Annotated in this window: 29 protein-coding genes; 13 read left to right on the plus strand and 16 right to left on the minus strand. The window is 63.0% G+C overall.

All coding sequences use genetic code 11. The features are described 5' to 3' along the window. Positions 1-32 precede the first annotated feature (32 nt). The 4 genes from exaC to ACP7AX_RS09415 all read left to right on the plus strand — a co-directional run bounded on the left by exaC (position 33) and on the right by ACP7AX_RS09415 (position 4,787). Positions 33-1,559 carry an acetaldehyde dehydrogenase ExaC gene (exaC, locus tag ACP7AX_RS09400; protein WP_426226238.1) on the plus strand — a complete coding sequence of 509 codons (1,527 nt, stop codon included), beginning with the start codon at positions 33-35 and terminating at the stop codon, positions 1,557-1,559. 75 nt (positions 1,560-1,634) lie between these two features. Beyond that, a complete protein-coding gene (gene adhP / locus ACP7AX_RS09405; RefSeq protein WP_426226239.1) occupies positions 1,635-2,657 on the plus strand; it encodes an alcohol dehydrogenase AdhP in 1,023 nt (340 codons plus the stop codon). Continuing rightward, positions 2,657-3,064 carry a DUF779 domain-containing protein gene (locus ACP7AX_RS09410; RefSeq protein ID WP_131683636.1) on the plus strand — a complete coding sequence of 136 codons (408 nt, stop codon included), beginning with the start codon at positions 2,657-2,659 and terminating at the stop codon, positions 3,062-3,064. The genes adhP and ACP7AX_RS09410 overlap by 1 nt, the downstream gene beginning before the upstream one ends. 175 nt (positions 3,065-3,239) lie before the next feature. After that, positions 3,240-4,787: an APC family permease gene (locus ACP7AX_RS09415; RefSeq protein ID WP_426226335.1), complete on the plus strand. Its 1,548-nt coding sequence runs from the start codon at positions 3,240-3,242 to the stop codon at positions 4,785-4,787. 125 nt (positions 4,788-4,912) lie between these two features. Here ACP7AX_RS09415 and ACP7AX_RS09420 read toward each other — a convergent pair whose 3' ends face one another. Continuing rightward, positions 4,913-5,548, minus strand: coding sequence for a DUF2461 domain-containing protein (locus ACP7AX_RS09420; RefSeq protein WP_426226240.1), 636 nt, complete (start codon positions 5,546-5,548; stop codon positions 4,913-4,915). A gap of 264 nt (positions 5,549-5,812) precedes the next feature. Between ACP7AX_RS09420 and ACP7AX_RS09425 the strand changes: the two genes are divergently transcribed. Genes ACP7AX_RS09425 through ACP7AX_RS09440 form a run of 4 tightly spaced genes read left to right on the plus strand, consistent with a single transcriptional unit; the run spans position 5,813 to position 9,306 of the window. Further along, positions 5,813-6,802, plus strand: coding sequence for an ABC transporter substrate-binding protein (locus ACP7AX_RS09425; protein WP_426226241.1), 990 nt, complete (start codon positions 5,813-5,815; stop codon positions 6,800-6,802). Between the two features lie 38 nt (positions 6,803-6,840). Next, positions 6,841-7,641 (plus strand): ABC transporter permease, encoded by an 801-nt coding sequence (locus ACP7AX_RS09430; protein WP_426226336.1) that lies wholly within the window; start codon positions 6,841-6,843, stop codon positions 7,639-7,641. Then, on the plus strand, positions 7,638-8,411 hold the full coding sequence (locus tag ACP7AX_RS09435; RefSeq protein WP_131683632.1) for an ABC transporter permease subunit: 774 nt from the start codon (positions 7,638-7,640) through the stop codon (positions 8,409-8,411). Before ACP7AX_RS09430 ends, ACP7AX_RS09435 begins: the two co-directional genes overlap by 4 nt. Then, positions 8,401-9,306 carry an ABC transporter ATP-binding protein gene (locus tag ACP7AX_RS09440; protein ID WP_426226242.1) on the plus strand — a complete coding sequence of 302 codons (906 nt, stop codon included), beginning with the start codon at positions 8,401-8,403 and terminating at the stop codon, positions 9,304-9,306. The genes ACP7AX_RS09435 and ACP7AX_RS09440 overlap by 11 nt, the downstream gene beginning before the upstream one ends. Before the next feature lie 76 nt (positions 9,307-9,382). On the opposite strand, the gene ACP7AX_RS09445 is transcribed toward ACP7AX_RS09440, so the two are convergent. Genes ACP7AX_RS09445 through ACP7AX_RS09455 form a run of 3 tightly spaced genes read right to left on the minus strand, consistent with a single transcriptional unit; the run spans position 9,383 to position 12,189 of the window. Next, on the minus strand, positions 9,383-10,870 hold the full coding sequence (locus ACP7AX_RS09445; RefSeq protein WP_131683631.1) for a catalase: 1,488 nt from the start codon (positions 10,868-10,870) through the stop codon (positions 9,383-9,385). Between the two features lie 8 nt (positions 10,871-10,878). Next, entirely contained in the window at positions 10,879-11,364 is a 486-nt protein-coding gene (locus ACP7AX_RS09450) for a Fur family transcriptional regulator (RefSeq protein ID WP_426226243.1), read from the minus strand. A 30-nt stretch (positions 11,365-11,394) separates the two neighbouring features. Next, the gene (locus ACP7AX_RS09455; protein ID WP_426226244.1) at positions 11,395-12,189 is read right to left on the minus strand and encodes a hypothetical protein; all 795 of its coding nucleotides are present in this window, start codon (positions 12,187-12,189) and stop codon (positions 11,395-11,397) included. 76 nt (positions 12,190-12,265) lie between these two features. Here ACP7AX_RS09455 and ACP7AX_RS09460 point away from each other — a divergent pair, with 76 nt between their 5' ends. From ACP7AX_RS09460 to ACP7AX_RS09470, 3 genes are all read left to right on the plus strand, one after another. Continuing rightward, positions 12,266-13,537 carry an MFS transporter gene (locus ACP7AX_RS09460; RefSeq protein ID WP_426226245.1) on the plus strand — a complete coding sequence of 424 codons (1,272 nt, stop codon included), beginning with the start codon at positions 12,266-12,268 and terminating at the stop codon, positions 13,535-13,537. Between the two features lie 29 nt (positions 13,538-13,566). Continuing rightward, positions 13,567-14,436 (plus strand): zinc metalloprotease HtpX, encoded by an 870-nt coding sequence (gene htpX / locus ACP7AX_RS09465; RefSeq protein WP_426226246.1) that lies wholly within the window; start codon positions 13,567-13,569, stop codon positions 14,434-14,436. A 230-nt stretch (positions 14,437-14,666) separates the two neighbouring features. Continuing rightward, entirely contained in the window at positions 14,667-14,924 is a 258-nt protein-coding gene (locus ACP7AX_RS09470; protein ID WP_426226247.1) for a hypothetical protein, read from the plus strand. A 640-nt stretch (positions 14,925-15,564) separates the two neighbouring features. Here ACP7AX_RS09470 and ACP7AX_RS09475 read toward each other — a convergent pair. The 12 genes from ACP7AX_RS09475 to ACP7AX_RS09530 form a co-directional block, all read right to left on the minus strand. After that, positions 15,565-17,238: a hypothetical protein gene (locus tag ACP7AX_RS09475; protein WP_426226248.1), complete on the minus strand. Its 1,674-nt coding sequence runs from the start codon at positions 17,236-17,238 to the stop codon at positions 15,565-15,567. 2 nt (positions 17,239-17,240) lie between these two features. Continuing rightward, the gene (locus ACP7AX_RS09480; protein WP_426226249.1) at positions 17,241-17,537 is read right to left on the minus strand and encodes a hypothetical protein; all 297 of its coding nucleotides are present in this window, start codon (positions 17,535-17,537) and stop codon (positions 17,241-17,243) included. Then, positions 17,534-17,710 carry a hypothetical protein gene (locus tag ACP7AX_RS09485; protein WP_426226250.1) on the minus strand — a complete coding sequence of 59 codons (177 nt, stop codon included), beginning with the start codon at positions 17,708-17,710 and terminating at the stop codon, positions 17,534-17,536. Before ACP7AX_RS09485 ends, ACP7AX_RS09480 begins: the two co-directional genes overlap by 4 nt. A 259-nt stretch (positions 17,711-17,969) precedes the next feature. Beyond that, positions 17,970-18,314, minus strand: a complete 345-nt coding sequence (locus ACP7AX_RS09490; RefSeq protein ID WP_426226251.1) for a terminase — start codon at positions 18,312-18,314, stop codon at positions 17,970-17,972. Between the two features lie 186 nt (positions 18,315-18,500). Further along, a complete protein-coding gene (locus tag ACP7AX_RS09495) occupies positions 18,501-19,274 on the minus strand; it encodes a hypothetical protein (protein WP_426226252.1) in 774 nt (257 codons plus the stop codon). Positions 19,275-19,288: 14 nt separating this feature from the next. Beyond that, entirely contained in the window at positions 19,289-19,438 is a 150-nt protein-coding gene (locus ACP7AX_RS09500; RefSeq protein ID WP_426226253.1) for a hypothetical protein, read from the minus strand. Next, positions 19,435-19,656 carry a hypothetical protein gene (locus ACP7AX_RS09505; RefSeq protein WP_426226254.1) on the minus strand — a complete coding sequence of 74 codons (222 nt, stop codon included), beginning with the start codon at positions 19,654-19,656 and terminating at the stop codon, positions 19,435-19,437. The genes ACP7AX_RS09500 and ACP7AX_RS09505 overlap by 4 nt, the downstream gene beginning before the upstream one ends. Continuing rightward, positions 19,656-19,826: a hypothetical protein gene (locus ACP7AX_RS09510; protein WP_426226255.1), complete on the minus strand. Its 171-nt coding sequence runs from the start codon at positions 19,824-19,826 to the stop codon at positions 19,656-19,658. Before ACP7AX_RS09510 ends, ACP7AX_RS09505 begins: the two co-directional genes overlap by 1 nt. Positions 19,827-19,989: 163 nt before the next feature. Next, positions 19,990-20,745 carry a hypothetical protein gene (locus ACP7AX_RS09515; protein WP_426226256.1) on the minus strand — a complete coding sequence of 252 codons (756 nt, stop codon included), beginning with the start codon at positions 20,743-20,745 and terminating at the stop codon, positions 19,990-19,992. A gap of 5 nt (positions 20,746-20,750) precedes the next feature. Beyond that, the gene (locus ACP7AX_RS09520) at positions 20,751-21,092 is read right to left on the minus strand and encodes a hypothetical protein (RefSeq protein WP_426226257.1); all 342 of its coding nucleotides are present in this window, start codon (positions 21,090-21,092) and stop codon (positions 20,751-20,753) included. A 14-nt stretch (positions 21,093-21,106) separates the two neighbouring features. Beyond that, on the minus strand, positions 21,107-21,331 hold the full coding sequence (locus ACP7AX_RS09525) for a hypothetical protein (protein WP_426226258.1): 225 nt from the start codon (positions 21,329-21,331) through the stop codon (positions 21,107-21,109). Beyond that, positions 21,331-21,525: a helix-turn-helix transcriptional regulator gene (locus ACP7AX_RS09530; RefSeq protein ID WP_426226259.1), complete on the minus strand. Its 195-nt coding sequence runs from the start codon at positions 21,523-21,525 to the stop codon at positions 21,331-21,333. Before ACP7AX_RS09530 ends, ACP7AX_RS09525 begins: the two co-directional genes overlap by 1 nt. A 106-nt stretch (positions 21,526-21,631) precedes the next feature. On the opposite strand from ACP7AX_RS09530, the gene ACP7AX_RS09535 reads away from it, so the two are divergent. After that, on the plus strand, positions 21,632-22,138 hold the full coding sequence (locus ACP7AX_RS09535; RefSeq protein WP_426226260.1) for a helix-turn-helix transcriptional regulator: 507 nt from the start codon (positions 21,632-21,634) through the stop codon (positions 22,136-22,138). Next, positions 22,113-23,222 (plus strand): tyrosine-type recombinase/integrase, encoded by a 1,110-nt coding sequence (locus ACP7AX_RS09540; RefSeq protein WP_426226261.1) that lies wholly within the window; start codon positions 22,113-22,115, stop codon positions 23,220-23,222. The genes ACP7AX_RS09535 and ACP7AX_RS09540 overlap by 26 nt, the downstream gene beginning before the upstream one ends.

The raw sequence follows: 23,222 nt of genomic DNA on the forward strand, positions 1-23,222 counted from the left end.
GCGCCGCCTCATGCACAGCAAAGGAGCTAGCAATGACTGTTTACGCCCAGCCCGGTACCGAGGGTTCGAAGGTCACGTTTAAGGACCGCTACGAAAATTACATCGGCGGCGAATGGGTTGCCCCCGTCAAGGGGCAGTACTTCGAGAACATCACCCCCGTTACCGGCAAGGCTTTCTGTGAAGTTGCCCGGGGAACAGCGGAGGACATTGAACTGGCCCTGGACGCCGCGCACAAGATTGCACCGTCCTGGGGCAAGACCTCAGTGGCCGAGCGCGCAGCCATCCTGAACAAGATCGCAGACCGGATCGACGAGAACCTCGAAATGCTGGCCGTCGCCGAATCCTGGGACAACGGCAAGCCCATCCGCGAAACCCTGAACGCGGACATGCCGCTCGCCGCGGACCACTTCCGCTACTTCGCCTCCGCTGTCCGTGCCCAGGAAGGCCGGCTGTCGCAGCTCGACGACGACACCACCGCCTACCACTACCACGAGCCGCTCGGCGTCGTGGGCCAGATCATCCCGTGGAACTTCCCCATCCTGATGGCCGTCTGGAAGCTCGCCCCGGCGCTCGCAGCCGGCAACGCCGTGGTCCTCAAGCCGGCCGAGCAGACGCCGTCGTCCATCCTGGTCCTGATGGAACTCATCGGCGACCTGCTCCCCGCCGGTGTCCTGAACGTGGTCAACGGCTTCGGCGTCGAGGCCGGCAAGCCCCTCGCGTCCAGCCCGCGGATCCGCAAGATCGCCTTCACCGGTGAAACCACCACCGGCCGGCTGATCAGCCAGTACGCCAGCCAGAACCTCATTCCCGTCACGCTCGAACTGGGCGGCAAGAGCCCGAACATCTTCTTCAACGATGTTGCTGCTGACACGTCCGATGCCTTCTACGACAAGGCCCAGGAAGGCTTCGCGCTGTTCGCCTTCAACCAGGGCGAGGTGTGCACCTGCCCGTCACGCGCCCTGGTCCAGGAGGACATCTACGAGTCCTTCATGGCGGACGCCGTGGCCCGGGTGGAAAAGATGATCCAGGGCAACCCGCTCGACACCGAAACCCAGGTGGGTGCCCAGGCCTCGAACGACCAGCTGGAAAAGATCCTCTCCTACATCGACATCGGCAAGCAGGAAGGCGCCAAACTGCTCACCGGCGGTGCCCGAGCAGAACTGCCTGGCGACCTGGCAGGCGGCTACTACGTCCAGCCCACCATCTTCGAGGGCCACAATAAGATGCGGATCTTCCAGGAGGAGATCTTCGGCCCCGTGGTTTCGGTGACAAAGTTCAGCGACTACAGCGACGCCATGGGCATCGCCAACGACACCCTGTACGGCCTCGGTGCCGGCGTCTGGTCCCGCAACGGCAACGTGGCCTACCGCGCGGGCCGCGAAATCCAGGCCGGCCGCGTCTGGGTCAATAACTACCACGCCTACCCGGCCGGCGCCGCGTTCGGCGGCTACAAGTCCTCAGGCATCGGACGTGAGAACCACTCCATGATGCTGGACCACTACCAGCAGACCAAGAACCTGCTGGTCAGCTACAACGAAAACAAGCTCGGATTCTTCTAGGCCCTGCTTCGGGTGGGGGCGGTCTCATGGCCGCCCCCCCTTCACGATCACTACACCAACGCAAGGATTTCGCCAATGACGACGACAATGCAAGCAGCAGTAGTAACCGAATTCGGCAAGGACCTCCAGATCCAGGAACTCGCCATCCCCACCCCGGGGCCAGGGGAGGCGCTGGTCAAGGTCATCACCACCGGCGTCTGCCACACCGATCTGCACGCGGCCGCGGGTGACTGGCCCGTCAAGCCGTCGCCGCCCTTCATCCCCGGCCACGAGGGAGTGGGCGAAGTGGTTGCCCTCGGCGAAGGCGTCACCGACCTCGCCGTCGGTGCTCTGGTGGGCAATGCCTGGCTCTGGTCCGCCTGCGGCGACTGCCAGTACTGCCGCACCGGCTGGGAGACGCTCTGCGAGGTGCAGAAGAATGCCGGCTACAGCGTAGACGGGTCGTTCGGCGAGTACATGCTGGTGGATTCCCGGTTTGCGGCCAGGATCCCGGCCGGCTCGGATCCGGTGGAGATCGCCCCTGTGCTGTGCGCCGGCGTCACGGTCTACAAGGGCCTGAAAATGACCGAAGCCAAGCCGGGACAGTGGGTCACCATCTCCGGTATCGGCGGGCTGGGGCATATCGCGGTGCAGTACGCCGTAGCCATGGGCCTCCGGGTTGCCGCCGTGGACATTGCCGACGACAAGCTGGCCCTTGCCAAAGCGCACGGCGCCGAACTGACGGTCAATGCCCTGCATGAAGATCCAGCAGAAGTCATCCAGCGCGAAACCGGAGGTTGCCATGGCGTCCTGGTCACAGCAGTGCACCCGTCAGCCTTTGGCCAGGCCATCTGCATGGCACGCCGGGGCGGGACGATTGTGTTCAACGGCCTGCCGCCGGGCGACTTCCCGGCGCCCATCTTCGAGATTGTGCTCAAGGGCCTGACCGTCCGAGGCTCAATCGTGGGCACCCGGCAGGACCTTGAGGAAGCCCTGGACTTTTACGCCCAGGGCAAGATCCACCCCACGGTCTCGGTCCGCGAACTGGGCGAAGTCAACGCCGTCCTGGACGAGATGAAGCACGCCAAGATCGACGGCCGTGTGGTGCTGAGGTTCTGATGCCCCAGCAAAGGCTCGACGCCGCTGTGACGCTCCCCGGGGAGGACTTTTCCCGGGTGGCGCTCACCGCGCAGTCCGTGGACCTGCTGCGGAAACTGTGGCTCCAGCACGGCCCTCTGATGTTCCACCAGTCAGGCGGCTGCTGCGATGGATCCTCGCCCATGTGCTACCCCGCGGGGGAGTTCATTACCGGGGATTCGGACGTACTGCTGGGACTGTTCGATATTTCGGAGGGTATCGAGCCGCAACCGCTCGAGTTCTGGATGTCGCGGGAGCAGTTCAACTACTGGAGCCACACCCACCTTGCAGTTGACGTGGTTCCGGGGCGGGGGAGCGGGTTTTCGGTCGAGGCGCCGGAAGGCAAACGCTTCCTCATCCGGTCCACACTGATGGACTGGCCCGTCTAGCCGGTTCGGTGCATTGACCTTGGGGCCCTCCGATATGGAGGGCCCCAAGGCGTTTCCCACAATTATCTTCGGCATAAGGGCTGTCTCACCATGCGGGACAATTGGGACCGTCCAGTGGATGGACCGTAAAGTTGATAAGTCTGTTTCCAACACAATCAGGATTGTGGAACTTCTTATGAACCTTCTCCGGACAAAATCCATCGAGCAGTCCATCGCCGACGCCGACGAACCCGGACGCAAGCTCAAGCGCTCCCTCAGCACCTGGGACCTGATGATCATGGGCGTCGCCGTTGCTGTTGGCGCCGGAATCTTCTCGGTCGGCGCCAAGGCCGCTGCCAACTTCTCCGGCCCGGCGGTGACCCTCTCCTTCGCGATCGCCGCCGTCACGTGTGCGCTGGCCATCATGTGCTACGCCGAATTCGCTACCGCCATCCCGGTGGCCGGGTCCGCCTACGTCTTCACGTACGCCACCATGGGCGAGCTCCTCGCCTGGATCATCGGCTGGAACCTCATCCTGGAGCTGTTCACCGCCGCGGCCGTGATCGCCAAATACTGGGGAATCTACCTCAGCAAGGTGTTCGCACTGATGGGGGCGGACGTCCCGCCGGCACTGTCCATCGGCGGCGTGGACCTGTACTGGGGCGCGTTCCTGATCGTTGCCATCTTCACCGTGCTCCTGGTGCTCGGCACCAAGCTCTCCGCCCGGGTGGGAAACATCTTCACGCTGGTCAAGATCGGCGTTGTGCTGTTCGTGATCGTGGTGGGCTTCACCTACGTGAAGTTCGAGAACTACAGCCCCTTCATCCCGACGGCTGAACCGACCGCCGGCGGCACCGCTGATGTCCTCAAGCAGTCGTTCTTCGGCTTCCTCACCGGCGCAGCCCCCGCCCAGTACGGCACCCTTGGCATCTTCGCCGGTGCGGCCCTTGTCTTCTTCGCGTTCATCGGCTTCGACGTCGTGGCCACGTCCGCCGAGGAAGTTAAGAACCCGCAGAAGACCCTGCCCCGCGGCATCTTCGGCGGCCTCGCAGTGGTGACAGTGCTCTACATCCTGGTCTCCCTCGCGCTGACCGGCATGGTGTCCTACACCGACCTCGCCGCAGCAGAGAACCCCACCCTCACCACAGCCTTCGAAGCCGTGGGCAACACCACCGCCGCCAAGGTGATCGCCTTCGGCTCACTCATTGGCCTCACCACCGTGATCATGGTGCTCCTGATGGGACTCTCCCGTGTGGTGCTCGCCATGAGCCGCGACGGACTCCTGCCGCGGGCCCTGTCCAAGACCAGCGAAAAGCGTTCGACGCCGGTCCGCCTCCAGATCATCTGCTGTGCGCTGGTGGCCCTGGTGGCCGGCCTGACCAACGTGGACCTGCTGGAGGAAATGATCAACATCGGCACACTCTCCGCGTTTGTGGTGGTGAGCCTGGGCATCCTGGTGCTCCGCAAGAAGCGTCCGGACCTGAAGCCCTCCTTCCGGGTTCCTTTCGGCAAGGTCCTCCCCGTGGTTTCGGCACTGCTGTGCCTGTACCTGATGACGAACCTCGCCGTGGAGACCTGGATCTTCTTCTCCGGCTGGCTGGTGATCGGAATCGCAATCTACTTTGCTTACGGCCAGCGGCATTCCCGCCTGAACGAGAAGTTCGCCGAGGCGAATGATGCAGTAAACCGCTCCGGCGTTCAAACCACGCCGGACTCCGCCGACGACGAGCTCACCCGCGTCTAACATCCGTGTGTGACACCAGGGTCTGGTACCCGGACATCCGCATGCCATAAGGCAACGCGGGGTCATTCCGCGCTCATTCCATCCCCGGAATTGGGCCGGGAATGACCCCGCGTTGCCTTTTGCTTTCACGGTGCCGCGTGCCGGCCCACCCAGTCCACGAGCGGCCGCAGTTTGTCCCAAAGCGCCGCAACCTCCCCAACCGCGGCCGGCGAGGATGCCCACTCCGGCAGCCCCAGCTCGACGCCCGCGGACAGCGATTTGTGCTTGAGCAGTTCCGCCCGCGGATGGTCCCGCTCATAACCGCGCGGCACGGTCTTGAGCTTCTCGCCCTCCACCGTGAAGCCGGCAGCCGCTACGCCGTCCACAATCTGCCGAAGGGTTTCGCCGGTCCCGGACGCATCAACAGAGTTCCGGAACCGGGCCAGCTGCGCAGGAGTGTGGGAATGGTATCCGCCGCCCACCAACAGCCCGTCCGCACTGACCTGAAGGTAGTACCCCACCCCCTCCTGCGACGAAGCAAAGGCACCCTGGGCCGTCTTGTAGGGCGATTTGTCCTGCGAGAACCTGACGTCCCGGTTGGGCCGGAAGATCTTCGCCGGTCCGAACCGCGGTTCCAGATCCGCCAGGAGCGCGGTCAGCGGGTCCCGGACCAGGCTGACGTAGCTGTCCTTGTGCTCCAGCCACCATTCGCGGTTGTTGTTGTCCTCAAGCTCCGCGTAGAACGTGAAAGCCCCTGGGGGAATGCCTTGGAAAGTAGTCATGGTGTGATCCTAGGGACCGCCGGGAGCTCCAGCCAGTGCCCATGGCGCGTATGTGGATAGCGCAGTTTTCAATCCCCGGACCCGTACAAATTGGACCCCTGTCCACCATGTGATCGCTTACGTATCATGAGGGTAACAATGGGCGGATCTCGTTGACGCTTCAACGTCCAGTGACAGAAGCTTTTATGTGAACGTCTGTTCGGACTGCGAACAGAAGTCGGCTTGGGGGCACCGTTGCTCCCAGCCAGTGCACAAAGGAGTGACATGAATCGTCGTACTGTTATCGCTGCGCTCGCTGCAGCATCCGTCCTGGGCCTGTCCGCCTGTGGATCCGGTTCACCGAGTTCCCCCGGAGGCGGCACGTCCACCGCAGGGGCCACCGGCAGCACTGAACTGACCAAAGTCAGCGTGGGTGTGATCCCGATCGTGGACTGCGCACCGATCTACCTGGGCGACAAGCAGGGATTCTTCAAGGATGAGGGCCTGCAGCTGGACATCCAGACGGCCACCGGCGGCGCCGCAATCGTCCCGGGCGTTGTCAGTGGCAGCTTCGACTTTGCGTTTTCCAACCTGATTTCGATCATGGTTGCAAAGGACAAGGGCCTGGACCTGAAGTTTGTCGCCAACGGTGCATCCACCACGGGTGAAAAGGGCAAGGATATTGGGGGTGTTGTCGCCCCGGCAGGGTCGAGTATCAAGTCCGCAAAGGACCTAGCAGGCAAGACCGTATCGGTGAACAACCTCTCCAACATCGGTGACACCACCATCAAGTCGGTCATCGAAAAGGACGGAGGCGATCCCGGCAGCGTGAAATTTGTTGAGGTGGCCTTCCCGGATGCACCGGCGGCCCTGGCCAACAAGCAGGTGGATGCTGCGTGGATCCTGGAACCCTTCCTTTCCAAAGCTGTGTCCGAAGGCGGCACGATCGTTTCTTCGAACTTTGTCGAAATGAGCCCGGAACTGGATATCGCTGGATACTTCACCAAGGCAGACACCATCAAGAGCAAGGCCGAGCTGACCGCGAAGTTCACCCGCGCCATGAACAAGTCCCTTGAGTACGCCCAGGAGCACCCGCAGGAGGTCCGCGACATCGTGGGCACCTACACCAAGATCGACGAAGCCACCCGCGCCAAGATGCTCCTGCCGCGCTACCGCGTGGAGTTCGACCAGAACGCCTTCAAAACCCTCGGCGACGCTGCCGCCAAGTACGGCACGCTGACTAAGGCACCGAGCGCAGGCGACCTCCTTCCGTGAGTGCAGACGCTCCAACCTCCGGCGGTCCGGTCCCCAGTGTGGGGCGGGACCGCCGGTCCGTCCGCGGGCTACCGGTAAAACAACTGCTCGGCCTCGCCGGGATCGTGGGATTCCTGGGCACCTGGGAACTCATTCCGCGGCTGGGAATCATCAATGAACGCTTCCTCCCGCCGGCCAGCGAGGTCATTGTGGCGCTGGTTCAGGACTTCGGCCTGACGTTGTTCTGGGTCGCGGTCGGCGAAACCATGATGGCCTGGTTCCTTGGCCTGATCATTGCTGTCGTACTTGCCGTGCTCCTGGGATTCGTCATCGGCTCCAGCGGCTTCCTGCGCAAGGCCACCAACTCCACCGTGGAGTTCCTGCGGCCCATCCCTTCGGTGGCGCTGATTCCGCTCGCGGTGCTGCTCTTTGGTGTGAAGATTGAATCGTCCCTCATGCTCATCACCTATGCAGCCTTCTGGCAGGTCCTGATCCAGGTCCTCTACGGGGTGGCCGATGTTGACATGGTGGCCAACAACACCGCCAAATCCTACGGCCTGGGCCGGATGGCGAGGATCCGCTACGTTGTATTTCCCACCGCGCTTCCCTTCCTGATGACCGGTGTCCGGCTGGCTGCCACGGTGGCGCTGGTGCTGGCCATCACGGCCGAACTGGTGATCGGGTCACCCGGCCTCGGCCGCGAAATCGCCCTCGCCCAGTCGGGCGGCGCCATCTCGGGCATGTATGCCCTGGTGCTTGCCACCGGCCTGATCGGCGTGCTGATTAATGCCCTGATGCGCCTCATCGAGAAGAAGACGCTGTCCTGGCACGCCTCCGTCCGTTCCGAGGTGATCGTGTGAAAACCCTGAAAACCTTCGGCTACGTCCTTGCCCTGCCCGTCCTGCTGGTCCTGCTCTGGTGGGCCTCAACCCTCGGGGCGGTCAACTTCTTCGTCCCCACTCCGGCCACGCTGGCCGGTAAGTTCGGGGAGGTCTGGTTCGGTCCCCGCTTCTTCTCTGATGTGCTGCCCAGCATCGGCAGGCTCCTGATCGGCGTTGTCGCGGCCATCATCATCGGCGTTGTCGGCGGCGTCCTCATCGGATCAGTGAAGTGGCTCCGTGCCCTGCTGGAACCGACACTTGAATTCTTCCGCGCCATCCCGCCGCCCGTCCTGGTCCCGGTCCTGATCCTGCTGATGGGCATCACCGACGGCATGAAGATCGCGGTCATCATCTCCGGCTGCGTCTGGCCGGTCCTGCTGAACACCATCGAAGGGGTCCGCGCCGTGGACGGTGTGCTTTCGGATTCAGCCCACACCTACGGCATCGACGGCTGGGCCCGGATCCGGTATCTCGTGTTGCCTTCGGCCAGTCCGCAGATCATGGCAGGCGTGCGTCAGTCCTTATCCCTGGGGCTGATCCTGATGGTCATCTCCGAAATGTTCGCCTCGTCCTCGGGGCTTGGCTTCACCATTGTCCAGTTCCAGCGGTCATTCGCCATCCCGGAAATGTGGTCCGGCATTGTGGTGCTTGGCCTGCTGGGCGTGGCGATGTCGTTCATCTTCCAGTGGGCCGAGCGGAATATCCTGCGCTGGTACCACGGCCAGAAAGAGGTAGAAAATGCAGCCTGACGCAACCCCGGCGCCAGCCGGGAAGACACCGCCAGCCGGGAAGACACCGCCAGCCGGGAAGACACCGCCGTCCGGGAAGACCCTGCCGGAGGCCATGCTCTCCGTCCGCGGCCTGAAGAAGGTGTACCAGACCGACGGCGGCGACGTTGAGGCAGTGCGCAACCTGACCTTCGATCTGCGCGCCGGCGAAATGGCCTGCCTGGTGGGCCCGTCCGGTTCCGGCAAGACAACGCTGCTGAAGTGCATCTCAGGACTGATGACCCCTACCGACGGCGAGGTGCTGTTGGACGGAAAACGCGTATCCGGGCCGCCAAAGAAGATGGCCGTGGTCTTTCAGGAGTACGGCAGGTCCCTGTTTCCCTGGATGCGTGTCAGGGAAAATGTGGAGCTGCCGCTCAAGAACCAAGGTGTGCCGAAAGCCGAACGTGACCGGCTGGTGGACGAGGCCCTCGAAGCCGTGGGACTGTCCCACGTCCCGCGCTCCTACCCCTGGCAGCTTTCCGGCGGCATGCAGCAGCGCGTGGCAATCGCCCGTGCCATCGCCTACCAGCCTGAAGTGCTCCTGATGGACGAGCCGTTTGCCGCCGTGGACGCCCAGACCCGTGCGGACCTCGAGGACCTGATTCGCGCCGTGTGGAAGAAGCTTGGGATCACGGTTCTTTTCGTGACGCACGACATCGACGAATCCGTCTACCTCGGGGAACGCGTCATCATTCTCTCGTCCTCACCCACAGTGATTCAGGAAGACATCGTCATTGACCTTCCGGAAGAACGCGACCAGCTCAACACCCGGGCCCTGCCGCGCTTCACCGAACTCCGGCACCACGTCTACGAACAGATCCAGATCGCCAAGAAGGGCCACCGCCCGGCGTCGGCGGGTTCGGCAACCGCATAGGAATCCGGCACTCAGCGAAACACCCCGCCACGAAGAATCCGTGGCGGGGTGTTTCGGTTTTATCCGGAAGAGCGAGTCAGCCGATCTTGTTGGCTGCCTCGGCGTCGGAATCGGCAGCAGCAGCGGTGCCCAGGTTGGCGCGCAGCTTGGCGCCGAGCTCGGCGTCAACGTTGGTCCAGTACTGGATGGCGCGTTCCTTGATCTCGGCGGTCTTCACGCCGCCCACCGCACCGGTGATGGTGTCCAGCAGACGGGCCTTGGCGCCGTCGTCGAACACCTCGCGGTACAGCGTGCCGGCCTGGCCGAAGTCGCCGTCCTCAGCGTGCAGCGAGTGCGCGGAGAGCGTGAGCTCGCCGTCGTTCTCCCAGCCGCCGGCGGGGGAGGCCGGCTCCAGGGCGGCGGGGCCACCCACGGAGTTGGGGGCGTAGACCGGAACGGACGGGGCGTTGAAGTGGTAGCGCCCGGCGCCGTCCTGGCTGTAGTTGTTGACCTGGTTCTTGGGCAGGTTCACGGGGATCTGGGCGTGGTTGGTGCCCACGCGGTAACGGTGTGCGTCGGCGTAGGAGAAGATGCGGGCCTGCAGCATCTTGTCCGGCGAAGCAGCGATGCCCGGCACGAAGTTCGAGGGCGCGAAGGTGGCCTGCTCGATCTGCGCGAAGTAGTTTTCCGGGTTCTTGGTCAGCTCCATGGTGCCCACGTGGATCAGCGGGTAATCAGCGTGCGGCCAGACCTTGGTCAGATCGAACGGGTTGAAGCGGTACGTCTTGGCATCCTCGTAGGGCATGACCTGGACGTGCAGCTCCCAGGACGGGAAGTTGCCGGCCGCGATGTTTTCGGAGAGGTCGCGGATGTAGAAGTCAGCGTCCGAGCCGGCGAGCTCTTCAGCCTGGTCGCCGGTGATGGACTTGACGCCCTGGTTGGACTTGAAGTGGTACTTGACCCAGAAACGCTCGCCCTCGGCGTTGATCCACTGGTAGGTGTGCGAGCCGTAGCCCTGCATTTCACGCCAGGAAGCCGGCAGGCCGCGGTCGCCCATGAGCCAGGTGACCTGGTGCGCGGACTCGGGGGACAGGGTCCAGAAGTCCCACTGCATGTCGGCGTCGCGCAGGTGCGTGCCCGGGAGCCGCTTCTGGGAGTGGATGAAGTCCGGGAACTTGATGCCGTCGCGGATGAAGAAGACGGGGGTGTTGTTGCCCACGAGGTCGTAGTTGCCCTCGGAGGTGTAGAACTTGACGGCGAAACCGCGGGGATCGCGCCAGGTGTCTGGGGAACCGGCCTCGCCGGCGACGGAGGAGAAGCGGATCAGCATCTCGGTCTCAACACCCGGCTGCAGGAACGCGGCCTTGGTGTACTTGGAGACGTCCGTGGTGGTCTTGAACGTGCCGAAAGCGCCGCCGCCCTTGGCGTGCACTACACGCTCCGGCACACGCTCGCGGTTGAACTGGGCCAGCTTCTCGATCAGGTAGTGGTCAGTGAGGATGATGGCGCCGTCGGCACCGACGGCCTGGGAATGTGCGTCGGACGTGACGGGCGCACCTGACTGGGTGGTTGAAATGGCAGTCAATTGTTCTCCTATTTCTCGGTTACTTGGGAAGGACGTTCAGAAGGAAGTTGTTGGGACTGCTGGCAGTCCTGGCAGATGCCCTGGTACATGACATCTGCGATCTGGATGGTCATCGGCTTGGCGTTCTCATCCCAGTGCGGGGTGAGGCAGGGGGCATGCCCGACGGCGCACTCCACGTCCTCCACGCGGCCGCAGCTGATGCAGATGGCGTGGTGGTGGTTGTCGCCGACGCGGGTCTCATACAGGGCAGGGGAATGCGGCGGCTCAAAGCGGCGCAGCATGTGCAGGTCCGTCAGATCACCGAGGACAACATAGACGGACTGTGCAGTCAGTTCGGGGAGCTCGGCGCGCGCGGCGGCCAGGATGCTCTCCGCGGGGGAATGCGGGTGGTGTTCGACGGCGGCCAGCACGGCGAGCCGCTGCTTGGTCACCCGGCGGCCGTGGGCACGCAGGGCAGCAGCCCATGCGTCGTGGCCGTCAAAGTTTTCCGTCATGGCTCCATTGAAACACTTATTATGACTTGATCACAATAAGGCGTGGCTAACCTCCGGAAGTTCGAGCAGCAGTTCCAGCGGATTGACCGGTTCGCCCACCGATCGGCCCAGGGCATGGATCTCCAGCCGGGGACCCGCGGCGTCGGCGGCTACGCAGCTGACCCCGCCCACTCCCAGCCGCGCCGTCAGCCCTGGCAGGGCAGCGGCGGCCGCCAGCAGGTCCGCGGGCCCGATCTGCGGGCTGCCGGAATCCGTTGCGAGCATGGTGTGCAGCGGGCCGGCGTTGGGTTCCGGTGACCAGGACAGGACCGGAGGCAGCACCCCCGCCTGCTCGACGGCGTGTTCCTGTCCGGCCACAGGTTCCGGGACGGCAGCAGCCCGCTCCAAAGCAGCCCGCTCCAAAGCCGCGCGCCGCAGCGCAGCCCGGAGGCCGTCGTCGTACTTCATGCGTTCAGCCGCGGACACCGGAAGCCGGCGCTGTGCCGGAAGCCGCAACTGCTCGCCGGGGCTGACGGTCTCACCGTCCCAGCGGCCGAAGAGGTGGAAGGTTGGCGTGGAGGATTCCACTTCCGGTTCGCCGATCGCCGCGCCGATAGGGTGCCACTGGTGCGCGAAAACCACGGCGAAGCCGGTGGCGCCCAGCACCTCGGCAAGGGCCCGGCGGGCGGCGCTGGCACACAACAGCCAGTCCGCGGCCGAACGCAGATCGAAGGCGATGGCGGGGTTGCTCAGCCGGATGAGGAGATGGCCGGCGGTCAGGGCAGTCCGGGGGCGGGCCACTTCCCAAATGTCCGATGCGTAAAGCAGCCGTCTGGACAGATTCATTAGCCAACTCCTTCCCCGCCTGAGGATACCAAGCGCGTGACAAAAGAGTGACGGACGTGACCACTAGGGTGGCAGGGTGGGGAAACTGCTGGCCGACATCACACCGCTCAGGGAGAGCCCGGCCTTCCGCCGGCTCTGGCTGGGTTCCGCCGTTTCCGCCGTCGGCAGCCAGCTCACCCTGGTGGCCGTCAGCCTGGAGGTCTACCGGCTTACGCAGGACAGTTTCTATGTGGGCCTGCTGGGTGTTTTCGCGCTCGTGCCGCTGGTGGTGGGGGGACTGCTGGGCGGGTCCATTGCGGATTCGCACGACCGCCGCACGGTGATCCTCCTGGCCACCTCCGTGATGTGGCTGACCACGGGCCTGATCGCCCTCCAGTCCTGGTTCCAGCTCGGAAACGTCTGGGTGCTCTACCTCCTCGTGGCGCTGCAAAGCGGAGCGCAGGCCATCAACCAGCCGGCACGCAGCGCCATCATCCCCGTCCTGATCCGCAAGGAACTGCTGCCCGCCGCCAACGCACTCAGCATGGCTTCGTTCGGTCTCGCCATGACGGTGGGGCCGCTCCTGGCAGGGGTGCTGGTGGCCTGGGTGGGCTTCGGCTGGACCTACACCATCGACTTCGTCAGCTTCGCGTTTGTGCTGTGGGCCGTCTTCCGGCTGCCGTCCATGCCCCCGTCCGGGGGTGCAGGGCGGCCCGGCATCAGGTCGGTCATTGAGGGCTTCCGGTTCCTGGGCACCAGGCCCAACCTGCGGATGACGTTCATCATCGATCTCGTGGCCATGATCCTTGCCCAGCCGCGGGCGCTGATGCCCGCCATCGGTGCCCTGATGATCGGCGGCGGGGAGTCCACGGTGGGAATCCTGCTCGCTTCCACCGCTGTTGGCGCGTTCCTGGCCGGGCTCTTCTCCGGGCCGCTGGGCCACGTCCGGTGGCAAGGGAATGCCGTGGTGTGGTCCGTGATGGGCTGGGGCGCGTCGATTGCCGGCTTTGGGGTGGTGGTGCTTCTGGCCGGAAGGACGGACGACGGCGGCGTGACCCTCTGGCTGGTGCCTGCGGCTTTGTGCTGTGCCCTGGCAGGGATCGCGGACTCCATCAGTTCCGTTTTCCGCCACACCATCCTGCAGGCTGCCACCCCGGACCACCTGCGCGGACGGCTGCAGGGAGTGTTCATCGTGGTGGTGGCGGGCGGGCCGCGCGTGGGTGACCTGCTCGCGGGCGCCGGGACTAAAATTCTGAGTGAGGGCTGGGTGCTGCTGCTTGGTGGGGTTCTGTGCATTGCGCTCGCATGGCTCGCCGCACAGCTGCAACCGGGCTTCAGGAAGTACGATGCCCATCATCCGGTGCCCTAGTACCGGCCACTCGAGGCGGAGGAGCGGACGTGCACAAGCATTACAACGGCCTCAAGACTGCGGCGCTCTTCGGCGCCCTCTGGGCAGTGCTCCTTGGGCTGGGCGGCCTGATCGGGCTGAACACCCGCAGCTCGGCCCCCGTCTGGATCATGGCCCTGATCGGCGTGGCCACCACGGCCTACGGCTACTGGAACAGCGACAAGATCGCCATCCGGTCCATGCAGGCTTATCCCGTCACGGAGGCCCAGGCGCCCCAGCTCTACCAGATCGTCCGCGAGCTTTCGGTCCGGGCCAACCAGCCGATGCCCCGCATCTACCTCTCACCCACCATGAACCCGAACGCGTTCGCCACCGGCCGCAACCCCAGGAACGCCGCGGTCTGCTGCACCGAGGGGATCCTGCAGCTGCTGGATGCCCGGGAACTCCGCGGGGTCCTGGGGCACGAGCTGATGCACGTGTACAACCGGGACATCCTTACCTCGTCCGTGGCTGCCGCGGTGGCCGGTGTGATCACGTCCGTGGGCCAGATGCTGCTCTTCTTCGGCGGCGGCGACCGGCGCAACTCCAACCCCCTGGCCATGCTGGCCATGGCCCTGCTCGCACCGTTCGCGGCCTCCCTGATCCAGCTTGCCATCACCCGCACCAGGGAGTACGACGCCGACGAAGACGGTTCGCAGCTGACCGGGGACCCGCTGGCACTCGCCTCAGCCCTGCGCAAGATTGAGCAGGGCGTGCGGATCGTGCCACTCCCGCAGGAGCAGAGGCTGGTCAATACCTCGCACCTGATGATCGCCAACCCGTTCCGTGGCGGAGGAATGAGCAGGCTCTTCGCCACGCACCCGCCCATGCAGGACAGGATCGCCCGGCTCGAACGGATGGCCGGCCGGCCGCTGGTCTGACCGCCCGCTGAACTGGCGCCCGCTAGCTGCGGAAGTTGACGAACTGCAAATTAGTAATGGGGTGGCGTTGCCTAGTGCTGTTAGCCGCTAGATTCCGGTCTTTCCGTTGTGGGTCAATCTCGGGGGGATTTGCCCTCTTGCGGACCTCTTGCGGACTTTCTGCGGACTAACCTAGATCCGAGAGGGGCGGCGTGCCCTCAACACCACCACAACAGAAGCAAGGTCTCACGATGAACGGCACCACACTTTCCCCCACACCGCCCGCAGGCTTCGTCCAGGCGATGGACCCCATGCAACCGGATTTGCCGGCCGATTACTTCGATGGGCCATCCGTGGATGGTGACGGCTGGCGGATCGAAACCACATTCACCTACGAGCGCGGCGTCGAGCTCGAATTGAATGCCGACTATTCGCAGGGCGGCATGACGACTTCTCAGGCACTCGCCGCGGGGACCGCGCTGGTGCTCTGGGCAACCAAGTACGCCTGAGCGCGTTCTAAGCGCCTAGGAACTGCCCTGGCACCTGCCATAGGTCCGGGGCTTTTCTGTGCCGTCAGCGGCTAATTATGCGCTGGCGCTCCTGGTCTTCCGTCAGCGCCGCGATCATCTTCCGTGCGTCATCGATAGCGATCTGAAGGGCGGCGGGGCTGAGGTTCCGCTGCCTCGCCGCCGCGGGCATCATCCGGAGCGCTTGACGAATGTCAGTAAGAAATTCAGCGTCACTCTGCTGGAGCGGCTCCGGCTCCCGCTTCCGGTAGGCCTTCTGACGGCAAGCCGCGGAGCAGAACTTCCGGTCGGCGCGCCCCGTCATAACCTTGCCGCAAGCTGTGCACGTGGATTCCATATCCGTAACGTTACAGATATGCGTAACGTTACACAAACGGAAGTAGCAGGGTCGTGCTGTTTCCCGCCCAAAGCAAGAGCGGCCCCGAACCTCCGAAGAAGTCCGGGACCGCGTCCCTTTTGCCGCCTGGCCTTGGTGGAAGAAAGGCATATTCCTTTTCTTTAGTCCCAAGCCCCTTTTGTGGCGGCGGGCGCTGGTGGATCAATGCGCCGTAGAACGCTCCCCACCATGCTTCGGCACCGCATTGTTACGGCCCGCCGTGCGCTTGACGCCATGTCCTTTTTTCTAGCGGCCTGCCCTCATGTACCGCGACCTGGAATCAGCCGAACCGATGGCCGAATCTGCTACCCGGTACATGCGGGTATCGAGCTGCTCGTTACCGATGTAGACATTCACAGGGGCGGGCGTGTTACCTGCCGCGGTGAGTGATGCGGAGTAGCTGTTTGCACCGAACGCGGGAACCGTGGGAACGGTCACAAGGCCATTGATACTGGAGTTCACGCCCTGCTTCGAGGCGTCGATACCGGCGATGAGGCCGGAACCGATCATCATGCCCACCTGGGTCTTGAATACCCGGCTAGGTGAGTGGATGCCGAGGAATCCCTTGATGCCATCGAGCATCGCGCCGCCAACGTCCTTGATTGCACGCACGGCATTGTCGATCATGCCCTTAGCGCCGTCGATGAGACCCTGAACGATATTGCGGCCAACGGACGTTAGCCAGGAGCCCGCACCAGACAAAGCGCCTTGGATCTTCCCCGGCAAGGAGGTAAAGAATCCGATGACGTTGCCGATAGCGTCCCCAACCCACTTGGCCATGTTCCGGGCGGCTTCGGACACCACGCGGAATCCGCTATCGACTCCATCCTTGAACCAACCAACCTTGTTGTAAGCGAGCACCACAGCCGCTACAAGGCCCGCAATGAGTCCCACGACGAGCACGATGGGATTAGCCATCATCGCGGCGTTCAGGAGCCACTGAACACCCGCCCACGCCATCACGGCGCCCTTCACTACAGCCGATACGGCCGCAAAAGCTGAAGAGGCTGCGTTAGCCAGGATCACAGCAACAGCGAGCCCACCAACACCGATAGCAAGACCTGTTACGAGTCCAGTGTTCTCCTTCACCCAGCCGGCTACACCGGACAAGGCCCCCGACATTTGCGCCATGACCGGCAAGAGCGCTTCGCCAAGGGTTGCGCGGGCATTCTCCCACTGCGCATTGGCGATCTGCTGCGCCCCTGCCGCCGTCGTAGCCTCGCGCCCGAAGTTCCCGGTAGCGTCTGCCGACTGCTGGTTCACCAGTGCAAGGATGGCCTGAGTCTTCGCCGCCTGCTCAGCCGCGCCCGTAAGCCCGGTAGTGCCCATCTCAGCCATTTTGCCCTTGATAGCGGCCTCGTTCAGGCTGATGCCGTAAGCCTCCAGCGGGTCCATTTCGCCCTTCAGTGCCGAGCTGAGGGCCGACACTGCGTCCGATGTCGTCCCGCCGAACATTGACGCGAGATCCGCGCCCTTAGTCACCAGCTCATTGGTCTTGCCCGCGAGTTCCTCCATGGGAACGCCCGCATTCTTGAACTGCGAACCAATCAGGGAAGCAAATGAGTTGTACTCACTGGACGAGATACCCAGGTTCGTTGCCGAGGATGCCGCGAATGCTGCAACCTCCCCAGACATGCCCTTGAATACCGAGCCAACCGCGCCCGCATTCTGCTCTGCCACTGCCGCGAGGTCCCCAACGTTCTTACCGAACGCCAGGAGCCCACCACCAGCCGCGAGGGCCGGGATCATTGCCGATTTCAGCATTGATCCGACACCGGTAGAGAACTTCTTCCCCACCACACCGCCGGCGGCTTCCGCGTCCGATCCCGAGTCATTGAAAAGCTTCTTGATGTCCCCGCCAAGGGTGCTAGTCCCAAGCCCGACACTGATAAAAGCGCTGCCTAATTCGACACCTGCCATGGTTATTCCTTTCCTTCTTTGCTGACTGGCTGATCCGTCGTCCAATGCGTCGGGTCCACGTCCAGGTCATGCAAACTCAGTCGCAGCTCAGCGCCCCACGTCTCCGGGTATGCGGTCCTAAAACCGTTCACGGCTACGGAGGTCAGCGCCGCGATGGTGTACATCGCGAGCTTCTTGTTTCGGCTCCGGTCAACCTCCCGCGTGATCCGCTGGTATTCCGCGGTGTCGTCTTCACCTGATGCGAGGACCATGCGCAGCGCATAGCCTGCCGCGAGTTCCTGCGTCGTCTTCCCGGTCATCCCACTTCCCCTTTAAGAGGCCCGGAGGTCGCAACGGCGGCATATGCCCGTGCGAGGGATTCGAGGGCCTCGGGGCCCCTGTAGGCGGTGCCTGCGGCGTTAGTGATCGCTTCGAGTAGAGCCGCCTTAGCGGCTACCGTCAGTTTTTCGATGGTCTTAGTTTCTTCAGCCATGATTGATGTCCTTGGGGTTAGATGAGTCGGGCGATGTCGCCCGGGGTGAGGTTGGGCTGTGACTCGCTTGCGGAGGTCCACAGCATGATGTCGTCGGGCGCGTCATTCTCGATCGCCCATGCGAGGCGTGCGCCGTGCCATTGTTCCCAGCGGTGATGATCGCTCGTGCCTGGCCACGCGGTTATGTCGAACGCGGTGAGGTTCGCCGGGATGGCCAGAAGGTTGCCGGCGGCGTCTAGCTGGGGCCTGGGGCGGCGCCTCATCGGACTGCCGAAATCTGCCGGACTCCGACGCGCTGCTGTGGGGTTCGGCTGGCGCTCTCTTCCTCTTCAATCGGGATTCTGAGAGAGGCAACCAACTTAGCCAGGGTCACGCGCTGCTGGCGCGCCTCCACAAGTGCCGGATGGGCCCTCACGCCCTGAGGGCTGACGTTGGTCACGCCCTGCTCCCTGACGATGCGTTCCAGCTCGTCCAGGGCATCTACAGTCCTTGAAGCCTCCAATAAGATGCTCAATTCGTGCTCTCCCAGCTCATAATCTGCCGTGAGGGACCGCCATAACTTGCGGCCACCAGCCTTCAAACCCGGCGGGGTCTTATGTTCCATGCGGATTTCCTTTCACCATTCGTGCTGTGGGGTCCCCAAACAGGCCGACTCATCCAGATCGCTGGAGAGATATCGCTATAGCCAGAGGGTGCGAAAGGGGGACGGGGGTCGGGGTATACCCCCTGGGGTGCTTGTGTGTTGTGTTGCATTCCCCGTCCTCCTTTCGCTGTTGGGGTGGGGGTTGGGTTAGATGAAGCTGTGTGTTTTCCGGTATTCCTTGGTGAATGCGCCGTCGTGGTCGGCCTGCCGTGCTTGCAGTGCGGCGGCGTGGGCTGCTGTGCGTTCCTTGGCTGTGGTGCGGGTGGCGAGGTCGATGGTGCCGCCGGCCCTGATGATGTCCCACGGGTCAGCGGCGCGGCCTACCTGCTCGAAGGTGTCGAGGTCGAGGTCTGCGATGCGCAGCGTGGGGGCAATGGTGCTGGTGAGTCTGGTGAGTTCGGCGAGGGAGAACCATGCTTGGCTGCATTCCCTGACGGTCTGGGCACTGACCTTGGCAGAGGCCCATGCCATGGCTGCGTCTGGTCCCTTGCTGAGGATCTGCTCGGATGCGCTGAGGTCCAGGTCTCCGATGATGTCGTATGAGCTGGCGAGGACCTGACCCGCGGCATCGGCCTTGTCTTTGAGTGTGGCGAGTACGGCGTCCGCGTGCTGGGTGAATGCGTCTGTGATGCGCTGGGCGCCTGCCTGCGCCAGTCCGTAGCTGAGGGCCTGCCCTGTTGGACCGGCGAGAGTCTGCGCGGTGATGATCCTGATGACGTGGCTGTCTTCCAGCATGTCCCCGTCTGACAGGACAGCTTCAGCGGCGGCGGCGTAGAGGTCTTCGCTTGTGGGTACGCGCAGCGAGGTCCCGGCTGCGGTGAGGGTGTCGAGGTCGGCAATGGCCTGAGCGACGGGCCTGGGGAACGTGGCGCCGATGTTCTTGAACGTTGTGCGGATGTGGGAAATTTGAGCGCTTGTCATGATTTGGGGGCCTTTCAGTCGGCTGTTGTGAAGAGTTTGCGGAGGAAGCTGGTGGTTTTGGCTGCGTCTGTGGCGCGCGGTGCAACGGGTTGTTGCGCTTTTGCCGGCGGGTCTTCGTCGTCGGGGTGGAAGAGGTTGCGGAGGAACTCGCTGTGATCGCTCATTGCTGGGCTTCGCGTTGGGCGGCGATGATGTCGGCAATTTCCGTTGCCAGTCTCATTCCTTCCCCAAGCGGTAGTACGCCGTGGATCTGGCCTGAGCTGCGGAGTAGGATCGCGGGCTCTCTTCCCTCTTCCGGGGTGATGAGGATCGCGGGCCGTGCGGTGAGCGTTGCGGCCTGCCGGGTGTTTGCCCTGTAGTTCTCGGATTTTGCAATGAACATCAGTTGTCTCCTGGTTCGTAGATGGCGAGGCGGCTTTCGCTTTCGAGTGCGCGGCTGGCCCATGCCCGTGCGTTGTGATGAGCTTCCTGCGCCCTCTCGCGGAGCGTGTCGCAGAGTTCGATGTACTCAGCTTTTGAGAGCTTCAGGACAGCTACTGACGGGGGCTTCATGCGGCCCGGATCTTGTCGCATGGCGTGTAATTCAGCCACGCCTCATCCATGGACCGTGTATAGCCGGCGGGGTAGCCGTTGCGCTCGTGGCAGTCATCGCAAGTGGGGCGGCCGTCTCCACTGAGCCCGATGCAATCGTCTGTCTCGCAGGGAATTGAAAAGATCACGCGGCCCTCGATTCAGGGAAAGCGGCGATCCACATTCTCTTCGCCTGGTTCGGCGTGACGCCGGCCACTGCAACGAGTTCGGCCTCTGACTTGATGCCCCGGGAGTCGATCTTCTGACGCCACCCAATTGCATTGGGATCTGTCGGGTAATCGGGGTCGATAGCGTTTCCCGGTTTATCACTTGAACTACTGGGAGTAACAACTACCTTCTCTAGGCCAGTCCTGTCCCTTTCGGTTTCACTTCCGCTTGGCGATTCGATACGCGATTCGGTTTTTTCCCTTGAATTGGCGGGGTTTTCGTTGCCCTGCTTCATGGCGTTTTGTTCTTCCCTCGAAAAAACCTCGGTTATCTCTTCGGTTTTCGATTCGCTTAGCGATTCGGTTAGCGAATGGGTTCCAAGGTTGGTGACGTCCTGGACCTGCTCCCGCGTCTTACCCTTGGGTCTGCCACCTTTGCCGCCGTTCTGTCGGTTGATCTCCTGCTGTTTGATCACCGCTTCACGGGTGCGTTGGTACTGGGCGTGGTGCCTGATCACGTAGGCGGTGCCGACGTCCAACCAGAAGCCCTGGTCCAGCAGCTCAGTAACAGCCGCGGGCTTCTTGGCGAACCTGCCGACGTCTTCCTTGGGCACGCACAGATCAAGCAGCTTTCGGTTGCTCCATATCAGCCCGTCCGAATGCAGCCGGTAGGCCTCATCTGAGAGCACCCAGCAGTCGTCGGTAAAGTCGTCGCTGAGTTTTGTCCAGGTCATTTAGGTCAGCCCTCCGTAGCCCCAGTGGCGGTGGAGAGTGCTTCCTGCAAAGTCGCGATGAGGTCGCGGACTTCAGTCATGGTGAACGGATCGTCGTTTCCGTGGTCGATGAACAACTGCACTCCACCCTCTGGCGTCCAACTACTCAGGATCTTGTAGCCGGGCCGTTCGATGTCCTGGGCGGAGTAACCGACGAACTCAGGCACGGGCTCCTTAGCGAATTCATTCACGAAGTATTCCGGGGCGTATCCGGCGGGCGGCTTCGGGATTGAGCGGAGGCCCTCCAGCGGCCTCGGCTCCACGGTGTTGGGTTCTCGCACTGTGGTCGCGTACTTGGTAGTGTTCATGGTGAATCTCCTTCTTAGAGGTTGGGTTCTGAGGCCGTGACGGACTTTGGCGAGACGTCGCGGTCTTTCTCTGTCTTCAGGGACACCTTGCAAGCCTTAGCCGGCGTGATCCCTTGGGCCCGATAGGGGTTCTTCGCAGCCACCGCGGCATCATTCAGCGGGCCCATGTGGCTGGTTCCATGCCAGTAGCCGGACTCCCAAGCCGCAGCCAGGTCAGACTCTGTGTAGACGGCGCTCATCAGGAGGCCTCCGCCTCGAACGCGGCGTTGATGTAGTCCTCAACATCCGCTGCCCGGAACATCCTGCGCCCGCCGATCTTTGCTGAGCGGGGAGCGGTGCCCGCGTGAATCATCCAGCGGAGTTGAGCGTCAGATTTCCGGAGACGTTCGGCCGCTTCAGCGAGCGTGAGTAGCGAGGCGATTGCTAGTGCCATGACATTCCTATTCGTCAGGGGACTTTCTGTCTTAGTCCCAATATGAATACTATGGCCCATCGTTGGGACTGGTGTCAAGCTGCTGTGGAATGTAGTCTTTATTCCCATGGAGACTTTTGAGAACGTGGCCGACCTAGCAAGGCGCACTTTTGGGGAATCGGTGAGGAAGTACCGCCTTGCTAACGAGTGGACGCAAGAGGGGTTGGCTAAGGCAGTTACGGCGAACGGTGTAAACGCTACGCAGACGATGATCGCGAAGATCGAGCGCGGAGACCGGCCTACCTCCATCAGTGAGGCGGCAGTGATTGCCGCAACGTTCGGATGCCCCGTTCAGGCACTTTTACCCTTGGATAGGGAGTCGGCAACCCAATCCCACCTAGGAGCCTTGCTGTCTAATTTCAATAGCCGAATGGATCACTATCACAAGCTCCTGGATGACCTGATGGCTGCTGAGGAGTCCATGGACTCCCTGCTAGACGACTGGGACGAATATGTGAAGGGCCTGACCGAAGCGGAACGAGAGTATCTGGCGAAGATTGAAATCGACGCCCGATCTAGCGCCGAGAATGGAATGAGGGAAAGGCTTCATGGCAAGCATCCAGAAGAGGGATAACGGCTCTTGGCGGGCCCGGTACCGCGACGCGGCAGGTAAGGAACACGCCAGGCACTTCCCGCGGAAGATCGACGCTCAGCACTGGCTGAATGAGGTAACAGCCTCCGTCGTGACGGGCCGGTATGTGGACCCGAAAGGCGGGAAGATCACGTTTGCCCAATGGTTCGAGCAATGGTCTGCTGCCCAAGTGTGGGCTACTGGGACCAAGCTGAAAGCCGAACAGGCTCTAGCTATCGCCACATTCCAGGATCATCAGATCCGGTCGATCCTGCCGTCCCACGTACAGGCCTGGGTCAAGGGGATGTCCGCGAGGCTGGCGCCGGCGACTGTGAAGGTTTACTTCAACATCGTCAGCTCCGCATTCCGCGCGGCGGTTACGGACAAGGTCATCGCCGAAAACCCATGCGCCGGGGCGAAGCTGCCCCGTGAGCGCCGCCGTGAAGCAGCAATGACCATTCCCACGCCGGAGCAGCTAGGGGAGGCTCTGGAGGCCGCGCCGAACTGGTTCGCCGCGTTCATCTCTGTTTGCTCCTTCGCGGGCCTGCGCCTGGGCGAAGCAGCGGGCTTGCAGTTGCGCGACGTGGATTTCCTGCGCCGGACCATCAGTGTCTCCCGGCAGATCCAGGGGAACACCAAGGCAAGCGCTGAGGTTGTCCCGCCCAAGCATGGCTCCGAGCGGGTGGTCTACGTGGCGGAGGAACTGATCCAGGTCTTAGCGCTCCACGTGCAAGACGTCGGCGTGTTCGGTGATGAGCAATGGTTGTTCGGGACCGGCGGGACCTACTTCAACCGCAATTCAGCGGCCGACCGCTGGCGGGATGTCCGCGAGGATGCCGGCATAGGCGAGTTTACGCTTCACGACCTCCGGCACTTCTACGCCTCCGGACTCATCGCTGATGGTTGCGACGTCGTCACGGTGCAGCGGGCCCTGGGCCATGCACAGCCGTCAATCACCCTGAACACGTATTCCCACCTTTGGCCGACTGCCGAAGACAAAACGAGGACCGCAGGATCAAGACTGATTTCTGCGGTCCTCGGGGGTTCTGCGGACTCTGTGCGGACTGGGAAAGCAACTTCCCTGTAA

This window comes from Pseudarthrobacter sp. DSP2-3-2b1, assembly GCF_049895945.1.
Classification (GTDB): Bacteria; Actinomycetota; Actinomycetes; order Actinomycetales; family Micrococcaceae; genus Arthrobacter.

Excerpts from the sequence above, each read along its gene's own strand:
- exaC (WP_426226238.1), top strand. The coding sequence starts at position 33 with ATGACTGTTTACGCCCAGCCCGGTACCGAGGGTTCGAAGGTCACGTTT.
- ACP7AX_RS09535 (WP_426226260.1), top strand. The coding sequence starts at position 21,632 with ATGGAGACTTTTGAGAACGTGGCCGACCTAGCAAGGCGCACTTTTGGG.
- ACP7AX_RS09425 (WP_426226241.1), top strand. The coding sequence starts at position 5,813 with ATGAATCGTCGTACTGTTATCGCTGCGCTCGCTGCAGCATCCGTCCTG.
- ACP7AX_RS09480 (WP_426226249.1), bottom strand. The coding sequence starts at position 17,537 with ATGACCGGGAAGACGACGCAGGAACTCGCGGCAGGCTATGCGCTGCGC.
- ACP7AX_RS09485 (WP_426226250.1), bottom strand. The coding sequence starts at position 17,710 with ATGGCTGAAGAAACTAAGACCATCGAAAAACTGACGGTAGCCGCTAAG.
- ACP7AX_RS09420 (WP_426226240.1), bottom strand. The coding sequence starts at position 5,548 with ATGACTACTTTCCAAGGCATTCCCCCAGGGGCTTTCACGTTCTACGCG.
- ACP7AX_RS09490 (WP_426226251.1), bottom strand. The coding sequence starts at position 18,314 with ATGGAACATAAGACCCCGCCGGGTTTGAAGGCTGGTGGCCGCAAGTTA.
- ACP7AX_RS09440 (WP_426226242.1), top strand. The coding sequence starts at position 8,401 with ATGCAGCCTGACGCAACCCCGGCGCCAGCCGGGAAGACACCGCCAGCC.
- ACP7AX_RS09510 (WP_426226255.1), bottom strand. The coding sequence starts at position 19,826 with ATGAAGCCCCCGTCAGTAGCTGTCCTGAAGCTCTCAAAAGCTGAGTAC.
- ACP7AX_RS09410 (WP_131683636.1), top strand. The coding sequence starts at position 2,657 with ATGCCCCAGCAAAGGCTCGACGCCGCTGTGACGCTCCCCGGGGAGGAC.
- adhP (WP_426226239.1), top strand. The coding sequence starts at position 1,635 with ATGACGACGACAATGCAAGCAGCAGTAGTAACCGAATTCGGCAAGGAC.
- ACP7AX_RS09540 (WP_426226261.1), top strand. The coding sequence starts at position 22,113 with ATGGCAAGCATCCAGAAGAGGGATAACGGCTCTTGGCGGGCCCGGTAC.
- ACP7AX_RS09415 (WP_426226335.1), top strand. The coding sequence starts at position 3,240 with ATGAACCTTCTCCGGACAAAATCCATCGAGCAGTCCATCGCCGACGCC.
- ACP7AX_RS09515 (WP_426226256.1), bottom strand. The coding sequence starts at position 20,745 with ATGACCTGGACAAAACTCAGCGACGACTTTACCGACGACTGCTGGGTG.
- ACP7AX_RS09500 (WP_426226253.1), bottom strand. The coding sequence starts at position 19,438 with ATGAGCGATCACAGCGAGTTCCTCCGCAACCTCTTCCACCCCGACGAC.
- ACP7AX_RS09495 (WP_426226252.1), bottom strand. The coding sequence starts at position 19,274 with ATGACAAGCGCTCAAATTTCCCACATCCGCACAACGTTCAAGAACATC.
- ACP7AX_RS09475 (WP_426226248.1), bottom strand. The coding sequence starts at position 17,238 with ATGGCAGGTGTCGAATTAGGCAGCGCTTTTATCAGTGTCGGGCTTGGG.
- ACP7AX_RS09470 (WP_426226247.1), top strand. The coding sequence starts at position 14,667 with ATGAACGGCACCACACTTTCCCCCACACCGCCCGCAGGCTTCGTCCAG.
- ACP7AX_RS09450 (WP_426226243.1), bottom strand. The coding sequence starts at position 11,364 with ATGACGGAAAACTTTGACGGCCACGACGCATGGGCTGCTGCCCTGCGT.
- ACP7AX_RS09505 (WP_426226254.1), bottom strand. The coding sequence starts at position 19,656 with ATGTTCATTGCAAAATCCGAGAACTACAGGGCAAACACCCGGCAGGCC.
- ACP7AX_RS09530 (WP_426226259.1), bottom strand. The coding sequence starts at position 21,525 with ATGGCACTAGCAATCGCCTCGCTACTCACGCTCGCTGAAGCGGCCGAA.
- ACP7AX_RS09525 (WP_426226258.1), bottom strand. The coding sequence starts at position 21,331 with ATGAGCGCCGTCTACACAGAGTCTGACCTGGCTGCGGCTTGGGAGTCC.
- ACP7AX_RS09455 (WP_426226244.1), bottom strand. The coding sequence starts at position 12,189 with ATGAATCTGTCCAGACGGCTGCTTTACGCATCGGACATTTGGGAAGTG.
- ACP7AX_RS09520 (WP_426226257.1), bottom strand. The coding sequence starts at position 21,092 with ATGAACACTACCAAGTACGCGACCACAGTGCGAGAACCCAACACCGTG.